We start from the raw sequence: 15,795 nt of genomic DNA on the forward strand, positions 1-15,795 counted from the left end.
CAGATTCACTATGCCACTACAGAACAGAATGAACTGGCGGACCCAGTAGAGATAGGTTTTCTCTGTTCGATAGCTGTACTGCTTCGTCCTGATTTCTGTGCGAACCGATTGCAGAAACGGTGATTTTGACACAGTCGCCCCTCCGTGGCTGAGTGCTGTATATGTATACAGTTATAATGAAAAAGCCTCGGGAATGCCAAAAATTCTGCGGTTTGATTTGCATAAGACCGCACACTTTTCACAGAGCACCCTAGTAGCCCATTGATTTAGAGACGGAAATTTTTGGCCTTTTGGATTTCACTTGCAGAAACGTGCAACAATAACTTGCTTGCAAACTTTTCACAGAAGCAAGACAGGAAAAGCGCTTGGGAGCCGGATGGTAAGGGTTTGAAAAGTCGAGATTATCCGGGCCGTGACTCAGTTTTGGACGGGGTGGTGGCGTTGCGGTTTAATAAGAATTCAAACCAATAAGCTGTTATACGGCGGTGTAAATGCAAGACACAAAGGATGCATCATGAGGTTGCAAGACGTTCAGGTCGGTATGGAAGTAATTATCGACAAGCCGAGCAGTCCTAACGATGGTATGAGTGCCGTGGTACTTTCGATTTATTCCGAGGTATCCAACACCGTAAATATCCGACTCCGCGTCGAGGAAACAGCTGACGTGATTACTCGCTTTCAGCCAGATGAGCTTCAGTAGCTCAACTCAGAGATACGCATAACGAAGCGCTGCAGCTGACCGCCCAAAGCGCTGCTGCGCTTCGGGTTCCCTACGCGGACTTCATCCGCTCCGGCGGCAACTGAGCTTGGGCGTTAAATGGCAAACATGAATTTCGACACTATCAAACAAACTCTGAAGTTTTGGCTAGATGAGGGCTTCCTCGAAGGTGAACTCTCAGTAGAACCAGAGTGGTATGTCTTGTGGCGTCCAGAAGAACTGGAAGAGTTCAATCGTGATTATCAGCTCGCAGAGTATGCTCCTGGCTTCTTAACCTTCGGTGGCAATGGTGGCGGTGAGCTTCTGGTTGTAAATGAATCATGCGAAGTGTTCTACATGCCGTGTATAGGCATGGCGCCAGATGCAGCAATTAAAATTGCAAACAGCCTTCAAGAATTCAAAGGCTACATGCAGCAATGAACAAGCCATGTAACAAGGCCAAGCAGCATCGCGCACTACATGCGCTGGACCTCGCTACACTCGGCCGCTGTTGGCGGCGTTAAAAGGCAAAGGAGTTCGCATGGCTTATTGGGTTAACCATCTGATGGGAAACGCAGAGCAGAATTTCCCACTTGATTCATTGCCAAATCTGTATGACGAGCTTGCCACAGCGGATGGCGAGCATACCGATGTGTCTCTTACCCATGAATCCGAATGGTGCCTGTCAGCTCTTTCTTCGGGGTTGGTCGTGTGGGAGAACGTGGCAGGAGATGGTGAGCCAAAGCACATGGCTGGAGTCTCAAAAGAGAAAGTCATAGCTCTCTGGAGCCTTTTGGCGCGCGGGAATTTATCTGAAATAGATCAAGAGCGCTGGATTCCAGGCTATGGCGCCTAGAGCTTTTAACCAGGCGGTCAACCGGACCGCTTTTCCGCTGGCGCTCCAAAGCGGCCGGTTACCTTCGCGTTAAATTCACAAACCTCATGCCCGAACCGCATGGGGAGTTGGCTTTAAAACCATAAAAAGGGAGAAAAATGAAAGGATTATTTCGGATCGCGCTGTTCTCATTCGCGCTTTTTCTTTACGGGTGTGATAGTTCCGGTAGTGGTTCTGGCCAACAGGCTATTCCAGATGAGGTGTTTTCGGAACAGTCACCGCTAGCGTTCGCGCAAGCTTACGTGAAGTACGTTCAAGATGGCGCGAGCAAGGACATTTATGGTCAGTTTTTGCATTCGGATGCGCGCGAGAAACTGGATTCCGGCTCTGCAATGATGGACTTCATGTATCAAAGCGCGCCAAGAGAAAATGCGGAAATCGCCGAGCGGGGCGTATTGAACGAGGGGGCCGAAATCTCGGAGCGCGAAGGCGGCGAGGAAGTTTTTATACGGTTTTATTTTGACGAAGAAATTGATTTCGCATCCGTATATCCGCACTCGCCCTTTGCGGACGAGGGGTATGTCATTAAGAGTGGTCAAATCAACATGCGAAGGGATGGTGATCGATGGGGAGTTATTGGCCATTCTCTTGACGGAGAGTAGTGGATTGAGACTAAGCCCATGTTCGGAAAAGAATTTAACCAGTGCAGGCACGGCGACGCCCATTACATTGCGCCTTCGGCTCCATTTCATGGGCGCGCATGCTGCAAGCGTTATGTGTTCAAGGATGATTCTAGATGGTGAAGTTTTGTCCGGACTGTGGAAAAGAACTCAGAGAAGTTAAAGTGCCCAGCTACGCTTGGGTGCGGTGTTTCGAGTGCGCCGCAGAGTGCGGTACGGTCTATATTCAAGTTGTTGATGTTCGGAATACATATCCACTGGTCGCTACTTTTCCAAAAATCCCGCAGCTTTTAAATGAGTTGCCCATGGAAAAGATTGAGAAAGCGGCAAGTCTAATAAATCGGATCGATTACAAAACTGTGTCAGTCGTCGAATTTGAGAATGAGCTGCTCAGCACATAACTAACGCAGGCACGGCGACGCCTACTACATTGCGCCTTCGGCTCCATTCCGTAGGCACGCATGCTGCAAGCGTTATGTTTCTCTCAGAGCAGGCTCAAGTCCAAGGTGATCGACAAAAGGGATAAAGTCGCGATCTAGAAACAGCAGTGGTAGCTCTTTCTCTATGCAGAAGGTCGCGATGATGACGTCGGCAGTTTTTCGGATTGTGATGCCCTTTTTGCGGAGTGCCCGATAATTGTCCGCGCAAACAAGTGCCATGTCTTTGCCAAACATTTCATACTGTTCCAGCGAGAGCAGGCTCTGTTTGGTCTGACGATAGTGTTTGTCGTTGCGGATGCCTTGCAGGATTTCCAGAAATATGAGGTCGCCGATAGCGACGGATCCTTGGACTATTGAGGCATCCAACAGGTCAGTCTGCGGGTTCTTGACTCCGTTGAAATAGTCGATCCAGACGCTGGTATCCACCAGTATCATCCGGCGCTCCGCATTTCATCCAGGTCGCCTTCCCACTTAATTTTGCCACGCAGCTTTCGAATTTCCTGCTGCTTGCTAAGCTGGACCAGAAGTTTCAGGCCTTGCTCAACGGCCTCTTTTTTGGTTTCGTAGCCGGAAGCTTTGAGGGCTTCGGCCATCAGTTGGTCGTCAATGACGATGTTCGTTCTCATATGGCACCTATGTGTATAAATATCTAGCTCTATACACAATCTAGCACTTTGGGGAAAACATAACAATCGGCTGCACAGCGACCGATTTTCCGCCGCTACACGGCTCCAAACCGGCGCGTGAGCCGGGCGTTACCCCTAGTCTGAATATTCGCTTCGCGAACGTCCACATCCCCGGCAAGACTCAACAAAAGCGAACACTCCCCCCGCTGCAATATGAGCCAATTTCCCACTGCTCTGAAAAACCTACGCCCAGTCTGTCTCGATATCAATAATTTGAGCCACACCCCAGATGTCGGCCATGAAATCGCAGATGCTGCTCGATAAAGCTCGAGATAAAGAAGTAGCTGTGGTCGTAGCCCTCCCGGAAATTGAGCTCCAGCGGGTAATTGCTGGTGCTGGCTGCGGCCGCAAGCGCCTCTGGCCGAAGTTGATCAGTCAGAAAGTTATCCGCGTCCCCCTGGTCGACCAGTGCCGGTACGAACTGTGTTGCATCCCGCATCAGCAGGCTGGCGTCGTATTCGGCCCAACGCGAGCTGTCTTTGCCCAGGTAGGCAGTAAAGGCCTTTTTGCCCCATGGGCAGTTTACCGGGTTGCTGATCGGGCTGAAGGCCGACACGGACTGGTACCGCGCCGGGTTGCGCAGAGCCAGAACCAGGGCGCCATGACCACCCATTGAATGGCCCGCAATCGAGCGTTGATTCGTTACCGGGAAAACAGATTCGATCAGTGCAGGCAGCTCATTGAGAGCATAGTCGTACATGCGGTAGTGGGGATGCCATGGGCTTTCGGTCGCGTTTACATAGAAGCCCGCCCCCTGGCCAAGATCGTAGCTTTCATCGTCGGCAACGTGATCGCCCCGGGGGCTGGTATCCGGTGCCACGATGGCCATGCCCAGTTCTGCAGCCGCGCGATGGGCGCCGGCTTTCTGCATGAAGTTTTCGTCTGTGCAGGTGAGGCCGGAAAGCCAGTAAAGCACCGGCACTTTCTGTCCGTTGGCAACCTGCGGTGGCAGGTAGATGGCGAAGCGCATAGCGCAGCCAAGGCTTTCGGACGGATGGCTGTACTGTTTGTGCCAGCCACCAAAACTTTTGTTACTGCTCAGGTTTTCAAGGGTCATTGGACACTCCGTTGCGGGGCGGCCCGCCGAAGTGGCGGGCCGCCCTCACCATCACTTGTCGAAATGGATAACGCTGCGAATGCTCTTGCCTTCGTGCATCAACTCAAAGGCTTCGTTGATGTCATCGAGGCCCATGGTGTGGGTGATGAAATCATTCAGCTTGAACTCCCCTTGCATGTAGCGTTCAACAATGCCGGGTAGCTCGGAACGGCCTTTGACCCCGCCGAAGGCGGATCCTCTCCAGACGCGACCGGTAACGAGCTGGAACGGGCGGGTGGAAATTTCCTGGCCTGCCCCGGCAACGCCAATAATGACCGACTCGCCCCATCCCTTGTGGCAACATTCCAGTGCGGACCGCATGACATCCACGTTGCCGATGCATTCGAAGGAATAATCCACGCCACCGTCAGTCAGTTCAACGATCACTTCCTGAATCGGCTTGTCATAGTCTTTGGGATTGATGCAGTCGGTTGCGCCAAGCTGTTGTGCCAGGTCGAATTTGCTGTCATTGATATCGATGGCAATGATTCGGCTCGCCTTGGCCATGGTCGCGCCAATAATCGCGGAGAGGCCGATGCCGCCGAGCCCGAAGATGGCCACTGTAGCGCCTTCTTCCACTTTGGCGGTGTTCATGACCGCGCCCATGCCGGTGGTTACGCCGCAGCCCAGCAGGCACACTTCTTCCAGCGGGGCTTCCTTGTTGACCTTTGCCAGCGAAATCTCCGGCAGAACGGTGTACTCGGAGAAGGTCGAGCAGCCCATGTAGTGATAGATGGGCTGGCCGTCCTTGTAGAAGCGGCTGGTGCCATCGGGCATCAGCCCCTTGCCCTGGGTTTCGCGGATTTTCCCGCACAGGTTGGTTTTGCCGGACAGGCAGAATTTGCACTCGCCACATTCGGGGGTATACAGGGGAATAACGTGATCGCCGACGGCAACGCTGGTAACGCCTTCACCAATCGCCTCTACAATGCCGCCGCCTTCATGGCCAAGGATGGCTGGAAAGTTGCCCTCGGGATCCTCACCCGAGAGGGTAAACGCATCGGTGTGGCATACACCGGTTGCGATCACTTTTATCCTTACTTCCCCTGCTTTCGGGGGCATCACGTCCACCTCTTCAACCGACAGTGGCTGACCGGGGCCCCAGGCAATTGCTGCTTTTGATTTGATCATCTCAGCCATAATGTTCTCCATTGGTCATTCAGGAAGGGCGGGACGCCCAAACGAAGGCCATATTGTATTTGTGGCCCTCTGATTGATAATCGCTGTTTTTATCAAATCACCTTTACGTGTGTGCAATAATCGGGTGGTGCAAAGCAAAAAGGGAAAACCATGTATCGCTGGGAAGGGGTAAACGAGTTTGTGGCGGTTGCTGAAACCGAGAGTTTCACGCGTGCCGCGAAGCGACTGGACGTGTCGACGGCACAGGTCAGCCGCCAGGTCAGTGCCCTGGAGGCCCGTTTAGCCACCCGGTTGTTCTACCGCACCACACGCCGGGTGTCGGTAACCGAGGCCGGACAGATCTTTTACCAGCACTGCCGGCAGGTACTAGACGCCCTGGAGCAGGCGGAACGCTCTATTACCAACATGCAGCTGGTCCCGCGAGGAAGACTAAGGCTGACTGCCCCGGTGACCTATGGAGAGAAATCCATTGCGCCGCTGGTCAATGACTTCGTTTTGCGATACCCCGAACTCGACGTGGACATGAAGCTTACCAACCAGACACTGGATCTGGTCGCTGAGGGGTACGATCTTGCCGTGCGCATGGGAAAGCTGCAGGATTCGACCTTGATGGCCCGGCGTCTCGCATCCCGAACCCTATACGTGTGTGCCTCGCCGGATTATCTCGCCACGCATGGCACGCCCCACTCGTTGTCCGAACTGGCGAACCACAACTGCCTGCTGGGAAACCTGGATTACTGGCGCTTCCAGGAATTGGGCCAGCCGCGCAACGTGCGGGTAACGGGGAACATCCGTTGCGACAGTGGCAGGGCCCTGCTTGATGCCGCCCTCAAGGGGATTGGCATTGTTCAGCTACCGGATTACTACGTTCAGAGCGCACTGGATTCCAGGCTGTTGATTCCGGTGCTGACTCATTACCAGGAAGACGATGACGGTATCTGGGCGGTGTATCCCCATAACCGTCATCTGTCGCCGAAGATAAGGCTGCTGCTGGATTTTCTTTCGGAATCCCTGAAACCTGGCGGTTCTCCGCTAGACGCAGCAAACGTGGATTATTAGGCAATGAACCGATGGGGTTGTGTATTGAAAGAACGGCGCTTTGCGACCGTAGCTCCCGTCTGAACCTCCGCAAGCCAGCCTGAATTGCCAAGGGTGTCAGTAGCACCGACCAAGCTGTAGGCCACACCTCAGCGCCAACGGTCGGCCAAACTGTGGGTTCAAGAACACTTTTGTTATACTCGCCGGATTCGACAATAAACCGGGTCATGGAATGGGCCGAACACGATGATGACCAAAAAGGATCTTCCCCTCCGTCAGTTGCTGAAGCTGCGCAATTCCTGGATAGCCTGGGTGGTATTCCTGGTGTCTGTGGTTGCGACGGTATTGCTTTGGCAGGTCTCCATCCGGCTGGTTGAAGATCGCACCGAGGCCCGATTCCGCACTCAGTCCCTGCAGCTTAAAACCGCGATTGAAGAACGCTTGCTCAATTACGAACAGGTTCTTGCCGGCAGTGCCGGTCTGTTTGCTGTCACCGGTAAAGTCACACGCGATCAGTGGAAAGAGTACGTCGACAACGTCGATATCAATCGTTATTACCCTGGCATTGAGGGTATCGGCTACGTGGAGCGTATTGGTGTCCGCGAAATGGCCGATCACATTGCCTCGGTTCGGGCGGAGGGGCTTTACAATTATCTGGTCAAGCCGCTGGGTACCGGGCCCTACTACTATCCCATGGTTTATCTGGAGCCGGGCACCGAGCGTAATCGCAAGGCGCTGGGTTATGACGCTTTCAGTGACCCCATCCACCGCACCGCCATGGAGCAGGCCCGGGATGACGCTATCCCGACGGTCACCGGCAAGGTTGTGCTGGTGCAGGAGTCGGTTGCCGAGGACCAGGCCGGTTTTCTGATGTACTACCCGGTGTTCCAGGGCGGCGAGATTCCGGAGATCCGGGCCGAGCGCCGCATGATGCTGGCCGGGTACGTGTTCAGTGCCTTCCGGATGAACAACCTGATCGACGGTATTGTTGGCCTGATATCGCCATTTCTGGATGTGCGCATTTACGACAGCGGGGTGGTGGCACGAGATACCCTGATGTATGGCTCCAATCTCGGTTCGCTGGACAACGAATTCAGCTTTGAAATGAGCCAGACCATCAGACACGGTGGCCGGGAATGGCTGCTGCAGACCCGTTCCACGCCGGCGTTTGATTATCTCGCCGCCGATCCACGGCCTCCTATTGTTCTCGGCTCTGGCCTGGCCATCAGTTTGCTGCTCTGGCTGTTCGTGCTGGCCCTGATTCGTTCCCGGCTGATTGCCCAGGTCAGCGCTGGCCGTTATCGCGCCATCACTGAGGGTGCAGCCAACGTCACCCTGGTCATGGATCGTCGTGGGCGCCCGCTCTATGCCAGCCCTTCCAGTCGTGACATCCTGGGATTCGATCCGGACAAGGTGGAAGCCCTGGAATTCGAGAAGCTGGTGCACATGGATGACTGGTCGCACCTGCAAAGAGGCTTTGAAGAGTCCATGGCCTCCCCGGGCAAACAGATGCCAGTGGTGCGTGCCCGGGTGCGCGATGCCGATGGCCAATGGCGTGATATGGAAGGCACCTTCACCGCGATGCTCTCGGTGCCTGGCGTCAACGGTGTGGTTCTGAGCCTTCGCGATCTTACCCAGCTCAAGGCGGCTCAGTCCGAACTGCACCGGCTGGCGTTCTACGATCCACTGACCGGGCTCGCCAACCGGCAGCTGTTCCGGGATCGGTTGAATCACGTGGTTCGTCGCAGTCGCCGAAGTGGCGAGGCGGCAGCCCTGATGTTCCTTGATCTGGACGGTTTCAAGCGCATCAACGATACCCTGGGGCACGATGCCGGTGACGAACTTCTGCGTCAGGTCGCGCAATGGCTGGAAGGCTGTGTCCGTGAGGAAGATTCTGTGGCCCGGCTCGGTGGCGACGAATTTGTGGTGTTGTTGTCCCGGATCAGCGGCTCTGAAGCCGCCGGCAAAGTGGCGGAAAACATTTTGCGGCGCCTGTGCCAGCGCATTCGACTGAACGACCATGAGGTAGGTGTGACCGTCAGCATCGGTATCACCATGATCCCTCACGATAGCGAAGATGCCGGGGCGTTGATGAAATATGCCGACCTGGCTATGTACCGCGCCAAGGAACTGGGGCGCAACACGTATCAGTTCTTCACGCCGGCCATGAACATCCAGGCCGCCCGTCGCTTGCTGCAGCAGGAAGAGCTGGCCACGGCACTCGATGGCGACCGGTTTGTTCTGCACTACCAGCCAAAAGTGGATCTGGCCACTCAGCGGGTGATCGGTGTGGAGGCTTTCCTGCGCTGGCATCATCCGGAAAAAGGCCTGGTCTCGGCCCAGCAGTTCATCACTCTGGCGGAAGAAACCGGGTTGATTATCCGCCTGGGCGAGCTGGCGCTGCGGCAAGCCTGTATCCAGGTCCAGGCACTTGAACGGGCCGGGTTCGAGTCGCTGAAGATGGCGGTGAACTTCTCGGTGCGGCAGCTGACGGACTCCGGCTTCCTGGACATGATCCGGCGGGTGATTACCGAGACGGGCGTTTCTCCCGAGCGGCTGGAGCTGGAAATGCCGGCGGAGTTGCTCAATGAAGATCCGAGAATGCTGCGGGAACTGCTGGTGTCGCTGAACGACCTGGGCGTGTGCCTGATTCTGGATGATTTCGGTACCGGCTCCTGCTCACTGGTGGCGCTGCAGCAGTTGCCGCTGGATGTGATCAAGATAGATCATCGCTTCATTCGCGACATTCCCTACAACGTCAGTGCCACCGATGTGGCGTCGGCGGTGATCGCCCTGGCTCACAAGCTGCACCTGACGGTGGTGGCGGAAGGGGTGGAAACGCTACAGCAGCTGACGTTCCTGAAATCCGCCGGTTGCGCCCAGTGCCAGGGCAATCTGTTCAGCTATCCGCTGGACGAAGATGCCCTGATCGGATTCCTGATCCGGCAGTACGAGAAGCCGCTTATTTCCTGATCATGGCAATGGCGGCCTGTAACCGGTAAAATCACGCCGTTCCCGGATCCCGGTAGCGGCCCCTCCGGGCTCAATCCTACGTCTTATATGAGTAATCATTGTCTGTGACTGAACTGAGCCGAATCCGTAACTTTTCCATTATTGCCCACATCGACCACGGTAAATCCACGCTGGCGGATCGTTTTATCCAGATCTGCGGTGGCCTGACAGACCGTGAAATGGCCGAACAGGTCCTGGACTCCATGGATCTGGAGCGGGAACGCGGGATCACCATCAAGGCCCAGAGCGTCACGCTCAACTACAAGGCAAAGGATGGGGAAACCTACAAACTGAATTTCATCGATACCCCGGGCCACGTGGATTTCTCCTACGAGGTGTCCCGCTCACTGTACGCCTGTGAAGGGGCGCTGCTGGTAGTGGATGCCGGTCAGGGTGTGGAAGCCCAGTCGGTGGCCAACTGCTACACCGCTATCGAACAAGGCCTTGAAGTGGTGCCGGTCCTGAACAAGATGGATTTGCCCCAGGCCGAGCCCGAGCGGGTTGCGGCGGAGATTGAAGACATTATCGGCATTGACGCTTCCGATGCCGTGCGCTGCAGTGCAAAAAGCGGACTGGGTGTTGAGGATGTACTCGAGGATCTGATCAAAAAGATTCCGCCCCCCAAGGGTGATCGCAGCGCGCCGTTGCAGGCACTGATTATTGATTCCTGGTTTGATAACTACCTGGGCGTGGTGTCACTGGTTCGGGTGACCGAAGGTGTACTGCGTAAAGGCGACAAGATCGTTATCAAGTCCACCAAGAAAGCCTGGAACGCCGACAAGGTCGGTGTCTTCAATCCCAAGCCCACCGACACTGATGTGCTTGAAGCGGGTGACGTCGGTTTCGTCGTTGCGGGAATCAAGGATATCCACGGTGCGCCGGTGGGTGACACCATCGTGCACCAGAAGTTTGCGGAAGAAACCCCGATGCTGCCGGGGTTCAAGAAAGTCAAACCCCAGGTATACGCCGGTCTGTTCCCGGTCAGCGCCGACGATTATGACGATTTCCGGGATGCCCTGGAAAAGCTCACCCTCAACGACGCCTCGCTGTTCTTTGAGCCCGAGAACTCGGATGCTCTGGGCTTCGGTTTCCGCTGTGGTTTCCTGGGCATGCTGCACATGGAGATCATTCAGGAGCGGCTGGAACGAGAGTACGACCTGGATCTGATTACCACGGCGCCGACGGTAATCTATGAAGTGGTCACCAAGCAGGGTGAGACTCTGTCGGTGGACAACCCATCACGGCTTCCGGATATTGGTTCCATCGAAGAAATGCGTGAGCCCATTGTCGAGGCCAACATCCTGGTACCCCAGGAGCACCTCGGTAATGTCATTGCCCTGTGTGAAGAAAAGCGCGGTGTGCAGAAGAACATGCACTTCATGTCCACACAGGTACAGCTCACCTACGAGCTGCCGATGGCGGAAGTGGTGATGGACTTCTTTGACCGGATCAAATCGGCCAGCCGTGGCTTTGCGTCACTGGATTACCACTTTGTCCGTTTCCAGAGTGCCAACCTGGTTCGCCTGGATGTGCTGATCAACGGGGATCGTGTCGATGCCCTGGCGCTGATTGTGCACCGGGATCTGTCCCACCGCAAAGGGCGCCAGTTGATTGAGAAGATGAAAGAGCTGATCCCGCGTCAGATGTTTGATATTGCCATTCAGGCTGCCATTGGTACCCAGGTGGTCTCCCGGGTAACGGTCAAGGCCCTGCGCAAGAACGTAACGGCGAAGTGTTACGGTGGCGACGTCAGCCGTAAAAAGAAACTGCTTCAGAAGCAGAAGGAAGGTAAAAAACGCATGAAGCAGCTGGGTAATGTCGAGGTGCCTCAGGAAGCGTTTCTTGCTGTATTGAAAGTGGATAACTAAAAAGGCACCTGGATGGACATTGATTTTCCACTGGTACTGGTGGTTCTGACTTTCGTGACCGGAGCGGTCTGGCTGGCGGACATCGCGTTCCTGAGAAAGCGTCGGCTTGCCGGCGCAGAGCAGGGTGGCCAGGTAGACGAATCAGCCGATGAGTTCGAGGACCGGGAACCCTGGCTGGTGGATATCAGCCGCTCATTTTTCCCCGTGCTGGTGGTAGTCCTGGTGCTTCGGTCGTTCCTGATCGAGCCGTTCCAGATCCCCTCAGGCTCCATGTTGCCGACCCTCGAAGTGGGGGATTTTATCCTGGTCAACAAGTACGCCTATGGCCTGCGCCTGCCGGTGGCCGGTACCAAGATTGTTGAGATCGGCGATCCGGAGCGGGGTGATGTCATGGTGTTCCGCTATCCTGAGGATGGCACCACCAATTACATCAAGCGGGTTGTCGGCCTGCCGGGCGATCATATTCGTTACCGCAACAAGCAACTGTTCATCAATGATGAGCCGGTTCCCCGGGATTTCGTTGCGCGCTTGCCCCCCATGGAACGCTGGCGGGAACAGTTGGGTGAGGTTGAACATGATCTGTACCTGACCATGGGGCGGGTGAGCGGTTCCGGTGAGGGAGAATGGGTTGTTCCTGAAGGCCATTACTTTGTCATGGGCGATAACCGCGACAACAGTAACGACAGCCGTTTCTGGGGCACGGTGCCGGATGAGATGGTGGTGGGCAAGGCCTTTGCCATCTGGATGCACTGGAAATCACTGACAAGTCTGCCATCTTTTGATCGGGTGGGTGGCATCCAATAATTCTGATGGTTCCGGAGTATAAGACGATGAGAAGACACTATCCCGCAGGCCTGACCACTCAGCAGGGCGGCGCTTTGACGATGATGATCATGGCTCTGTTCTTTGGTGGCCTGCTGACTCTGGCGATCAAGATCGGGCCGGCCTACCTGGATGACTTTACCATCCAGGAGGCTCTGGAAAGCCTGGATGGTACCGACGGCCTGTCACAGATGGGGCCTGCACAGGTGCGCAGCCTGATTAACAAGCGCCTGAGTGTGAATAATGTTGACGGTTTTGATCCAAAGAACATCTCCGTTGAAAAAAATGGTGAACTGGTCGTGATCAAGGTGGATTACGAGGTTCGCAATAACATCTTCCGGAACGTGGACACCGTTGTGCACTTCCAGCACGAGTATGAGTTTCAGGGCCAGTGAGTTCACAACCAGACCTAGACCAACTTCAGCGCCGCATTGGCTACCAGTTCAAGGAACCGGAGCGGCTTCTGCTGGCGCTGACCCATCGCAGTTTTGGCAACCAGAATAACGAACGTCTTGAGTTTCTGGGCGATTCTATCGTGAACATGGTGATCGCCGAATATCTGTATCTTCATTTCGAGAAGGCCCGGGAAGGGCAGTTGAGCCGGCTTCGGGCCCGTATGGTCAAGGGGGTTACCCTCGCCGAGATCGGTCGTGAATTTCAGTTGGGCCAGTATCTGAGGCTCGGTTCGGGAGAGCTGAAAAGTGGTGGTTTCCGCCGTGAGTCCATACTCGCCGATGCCGTGGAATCCATTATCGGGGCCATTTATCTGGACAGCGACTTTCATACCTGTCGGGCTCAGGTGTTACGCTGGTTTGAACAGCGCTTGGCAAACCTGGATATTCAGGACACCCAGAAAGATCCGAAAACCCGGTTGCAGGAGTACCTGCAGTCCAGGCAATTTCCGTTGCCGCGCTATGAAGTAATTTCTGTTGACGGCGAGGCCCACAACCAGACTTTCCATGTGTCCTGCGCCTTGCCCTCGCTGGACCGTAAAACCACCGGCACTGGCAGTAGTCGACGTGTTGCTGAACAGCAGGCCGCCCGAAATGCACTCAAGCAACTGGGTGTGGAGAATTCCTGATGACTGATATTACCCGCCCGGAAAACCCGGAAAGCCGCTGTGGTTTCGTCGCCATTGTCGGCCGGCCGAATGTGGGCAAGTCCACACTGCTCAATCACATCCTTGGCCAGAAGCTGAGCATCACCTCACGGAAGCCTCAGACCACCAGGCATCAGGTTCTGGGCATCAAGACCGAGGGCCCGGTACAGGCCATTTATGTCGATACACCGGGCATGCATGAGGATGAGCCCCGGGCCCTGAACCGCTATATGAACAAGGCGGCGGCGTCCGCCCTGATCGACGTGGATGTGGTGGTCTTCGTGGTGGATCAGCTGGCGTGGACCAGTGCCGATGAGATGGTGCTGGAGAAGCTCAAGCGGGTAAAGTGCCCGGTTATCCTGGCGGTCAACAAAGTCGACAAGCTGGAGAAACGGGAGCTGTTGTTGCCCCATCTGGAGGCTCTGTCTAAAAAGCGGGACTTTGCCGAGATCATTCCTCTTTCGGCACTGAAAGAGACCAATCTGGAGCCGCTGGAATCGGCTGTTGGCCGTTTCCTGCCCGAAAGTGTCCACTTCTACCCCGATGATCAGATCACAGACCGCAGTGAACGCTTTATGGCGGCCGAAATGGTCCGGGAGAAAATCACTCGCCAACTGGGCGCTGAACTGCCGTATTCCGTGGCAGTGGAGATTGAAGAGTTCAAGCACCAGGGAAATACCCTGCATGTTTCGGCACTGATTCTGGTCGAACGGGAAGGCCAGAAGAAAATCATCATTGGCGATAAGGGTGAGCGCCTGCGCAGTATCGGTCAGGAAGCCCGGGTTGATATGGAGCGGATGTTCGGGTCCAAGGTGATGCTCCGGCTCTGGGTCAAGGTCAAGCGAGGCTGGGCTGACAGCGACAGGGCTCTGAAAAGCCTGGGCATGAGCGATTTCTGAGGCCGCCATGAAGGGCGCGGTGCAGCAAGAGCCCGCTTATGTGGTCCATCGGCGACCCTGGCGCGAAACCGCCTTGCTGGTGGATCTGTTTACTCTGAATCACGGCCGCATGAGTGTGGTTGCCCGCGGCGCCAACAGCACCAGAAGCCCGCTCAAGGCCCAATTGCAGCCGTTCCAGCCGTTATTAGTGGACTGGACCGGCAAGAGCGAGCTGAAAACCCTGGTGCAGCTGGAAGTTCGCAGCGCGCCAGCGGTCAGCCAACCCCGTGCACTGTACAGTGGTTTCTACATTAATGAACTGGTTCAGCGGGTGTTACCGGTGGCCGATCCCTCCCCCGCGTTGTTTGCCAGCTATATTGAAACCCTGCAGGCCCTGGCGGATCTGTCTTCACAGGACGATGTCGAGCCTTTACTGAGGCGTTTTGAGCGGGCGTTCGCCGCCTCGCTGGGCTACGATTTTGCCTGGGACGAAACCACGGATACCGGTATGTCTGTACAGGCGGGGGAGCTCTATGGCTACGACCCGGGCCAGGGGATCGTTTCCAATCTCGCGCCCGAGCTGCCATTGCGCCAATTGCCGGGTGAGGCATTGCTGGCACTGGCGGCCGGCGATTTCATAAGTGAAGCGCCCCGTAAAACCGCCAAGCGCGTCATGCGGGTGCTGGTGGATTACCTTTTGCAGGGCAGGCCGCTGCACAGCCGATCCCTGTTCAGTCATTCGAATCCGTCATCTGGGAGAGAATCATGAATACCCGAGTCCTGCTAGGAGTGAATATTGATCATGTGGCCACCTTGCGTCAGGCCCGGGGTACCCGTTACCCGGACCCTGTGCAGGCGGCGTTGGTGGCGGAAGAAGCCGGTGCCGATGGTATCACCATTCACCCCCGTGAGGATCGCCGGCATATCCAGGACCGGGATGTGCTGCTGTTGCGGGAAGTACTGCAGACCAAAATGAATCTGGAAATGGCGGTGACCGACGCCATGCTGGCGTTCGCCGAGCAGGTGCGCCCGGAATGTGTTTGCCTGGTGCCGGAGAAACGCGAGGAACTCACCACCGAAGGTGGACTGGATGTGGATGGCCAGGAAGAGCGGGTGGCCAAGGCCTGTGATCGTCTGGCAAAAATCGGCGCCGAGGTTTCGTTGTTTATCGATCCGGACCCGGTACAGATCGACGCGGCGGTGCGCTGCGGAGCGCCGGTGGTGGAGTTGCATACCGGTGAATACGCCGAGGCAGGGGAGCCCGAAGCGGTGGAAGCCTCATTCAAAGTGCTTGCCGATGCCGTGGCCTATGCCCGCAAGAAGGGGCTGATTGTGAATGCCGGCCATGGTCTGCATTACCACAACACCGAGCGGGTGGCCGCTATCCCGGGTATCAATGAACTGAACATCGGCCATGCGATCATCGCCCGTGCCGTCTTTACCGGCCTGAAAGATGCGGTCCGGGACATGAAGGCGATTCTTGACCGGGCCAGGGCCTGATCAA

18 protein-coding genes are annotated in these 15,795 nt (G+C 55.8%); 13 read left to right on the plus strand and 5 right to left on the minus strand.

Features of this window, described 5'->3' with window-relative positions:
• On the minus strand, positions 1-132 hold a 132-nt coding region (locus Q669_RS19175; RefSeq protein WP_200861780.1), incomplete at its 3' end, for a phage integrase N-terminal SAM-like domain-containing protein.
• Positions 133-514: 382 nt separating this feature from the next.
• Between Q669_RS19175 and Q669_RS00925 the strand changes: the two genes are divergently transcribed.
• The 4 genes from Q669_RS00925 (at position 515) to Q669_RS00940 (ending at position 2,194) form a co-directional block, all read left to right on the plus strand.
• On the plus strand, positions 515-700 hold the full coding sequence (locus tag Q669_RS00925) for a hypothetical protein (RefSeq protein ID WP_022990892.1): 186 nt from the start codon (positions 515-517) through the stop codon (positions 698-700).
• A 117-nt stretch (positions 701-817) separates the two neighbouring features.
• Positions 818-1,138, plus strand: a complete 321-nt coding sequence (locus Q669_RS00930) for a hypothetical protein (RefSeq protein ID WP_022990893.1) — start codon at positions 818-820, stop codon at positions 1,136-1,138.
• Positions 1,139-1,238: 100 nt separating this feature from the next.
• Positions 1,239-1,553 (plus strand): hypothetical protein, encoded by a 315-nt coding sequence (locus Q669_RS00935; RefSeq protein ID WP_022990894.1) that lies wholly within the window; start codon positions 1,239-1,241, stop codon positions 1,551-1,553.
• Between the two features lie 137 nt (positions 1,554-1,690).
• The gene (locus Q669_RS00940; RefSeq protein ID WP_022990895.1) at positions 1,691-2,194 is read left to right on the plus strand and encodes a hypothetical protein; all 504 of its coding nucleotides are present in this window, start codon (positions 1,691-1,693) and stop codon (positions 2,192-2,194) included.
• Between the two features lie 491 nt (positions 2,195-2,685).
• On the opposite strand, the gene Q669_RS00950 is transcribed toward Q669_RS00940, so the two are convergent.
• The 4 genes from Q669_RS00950 to Q669_RS00965 all read right to left on the minus strand — a co-directional run bounded on the left by Q669_RS00950 (position 2,686) and on the right by Q669_RS00965 (position 5,565).
• Positions 2,686-3,087 (minus strand): PIN domain nuclease, encoded by a 402-nt coding sequence (locus Q669_RS00950; protein ID WP_011785721.1) that lies wholly within the window; start codon positions 3,085-3,087, stop codon positions 2,686-2,688.
• Positions 3,084-3,278, minus strand: coding sequence for a type II toxin-antitoxin system VapB family antitoxin (locus Q669_RS00955; RefSeq protein WP_011785720.1), 195 nt, complete (start codon positions 3,276-3,278; stop codon positions 3,084-3,086). Before Q669_RS00955 ends, Q669_RS00950 begins: the two co-directional genes overlap by 4 nt.
• 265 nt (positions 3,279-3,543) lie before the next feature.
• Positions 3,544-4,395, minus strand: coding sequence for an S-formylglutathione hydrolase (gene fghA / locus Q669_RS00960; RefSeq protein WP_011785719.1), 852 nt, complete (start codon positions 4,393-4,395; stop codon positions 3,544-3,546).
• A 51-nt stretch (positions 4,396-4,446) separates the two neighbouring features.
• Positions 4,447-5,565 carry an S-(hydroxymethyl)glutathione dehydrogenase/class III alcohol dehydrogenase gene (locus tag Q669_RS00965; RefSeq protein WP_227499515.1) on the minus strand — a complete coding sequence of 373 codons (1,119 nt, stop codon included), beginning with the start codon at positions 5,563-5,565 and terminating at the stop codon, positions 4,447-4,449.
• A 159-nt stretch (positions 5,566-5,724) separates the two neighbouring features.
• Between Q669_RS00965 and Q669_RS00970 the strand changes: the two genes are divergently transcribed.
• The 9 genes from Q669_RS00970 to pdxJ all read left to right on the plus strand — a co-directional run bounded on the left by Q669_RS00970 (position 5,725) and on the right by pdxJ (position 15,791).
• A complete protein-coding gene (locus tag Q669_RS00970) occupies positions 5,725-6,633 on the plus strand; it encodes a LysR substrate-binding domain-containing protein (RefSeq protein ID WP_022990898.1) in 909 nt (302 codons plus the stop codon).
• A 225-nt stretch (positions 6,634-6,858) separates the two neighbouring features.
• Complete coding sequence (locus Q669_RS00975) at positions 6,859-9,585, plus strand: EAL domain-containing protein (RefSeq protein ID WP_011785716.1); 2,727 nt, start codon at positions 6,859-6,861, stop codon at positions 9,583-9,585.
• 104 nt (positions 9,586-9,689) lie between these two features.
• Positions 9,690-11,492: a translation elongation factor 4 gene (gene lepA / locus Q669_RS00980; protein ID WP_011785715.1), complete on the plus strand. Its 1,803-nt coding sequence runs from the start codon at positions 9,690-9,692 to the stop codon at positions 11,490-11,492.
• Positions 11,493-11,504: 12 nt separating this feature from the next.
• Positions 11,505-12,296, plus strand: a complete 792-nt coding sequence (gene lepB, locus Q669_RS00985; protein WP_022990899.1) for a signal peptidase I — start codon at positions 11,505-11,507, stop codon at positions 12,294-12,296.
• A gap of 26 nt (positions 12,297-12,322) precedes the next feature.
• On the plus strand, positions 12,323-12,709 hold the full coding sequence (locus Q669_RS00990) for a DUF4845 domain-containing protein (protein ID WP_011785713.1): 387 nt from the start codon (positions 12,323-12,325) through the stop codon (positions 12,707-12,709).
• The gene (gene rnc / locus Q669_RS00995; RefSeq protein WP_011785712.1) at positions 12,706-13,395 is read left to right on the plus strand and encodes a ribonuclease III; all 690 of its coding nucleotides are present in this window, start codon (positions 12,706-12,708) and stop codon (positions 13,393-13,395) included. The genes Q669_RS00990 and rnc overlap by 4 nt, the downstream gene beginning before the upstream one ends.
• On the plus strand, positions 13,395-14,312 hold the full coding sequence (gene era / locus Q669_RS01000) for a GTPase Era (protein ID WP_011785711.1): 918 nt from the start codon (positions 13,395-13,397) through the stop codon (positions 14,310-14,312). The genes rnc and era overlap by 1 nt, the downstream gene beginning before the upstream one ends.
• A 7-nt stretch (positions 14,313-14,319) precedes the next feature.
• On the plus strand, positions 14,320-15,060 hold the full coding sequence (gene recO / locus Q669_RS01005) for a DNA repair protein RecO (RefSeq protein WP_014420774.1): 741 nt from the start codon (positions 14,320-14,322) through the stop codon (positions 15,058-15,060).
• Positions 15,057-15,791: a pyridoxine 5'-phosphate synthase gene (gene pdxJ / locus Q669_RS01010; protein ID WP_014420775.1), complete on the plus strand. Its 735-nt coding sequence runs from the start codon at positions 15,057-15,059 to the stop codon at positions 15,789-15,791. The genes recO and pdxJ overlap by 4 nt, the downstream gene beginning before the upstream one ends.
• The last annotated feature ends 4 nt before the right edge of the window (positions 15,792-15,795 follow it).

The organism is Marinobacter sp. C1S70, assembly GCF_000475355.1.
GTDB classification, from domain to species: Bacteria; Pseudomonadota; Gammaproteobacteria; order Pseudomonadales; family Oleiphilaceae; genus Marinobacter; species Marinobacter nauticus.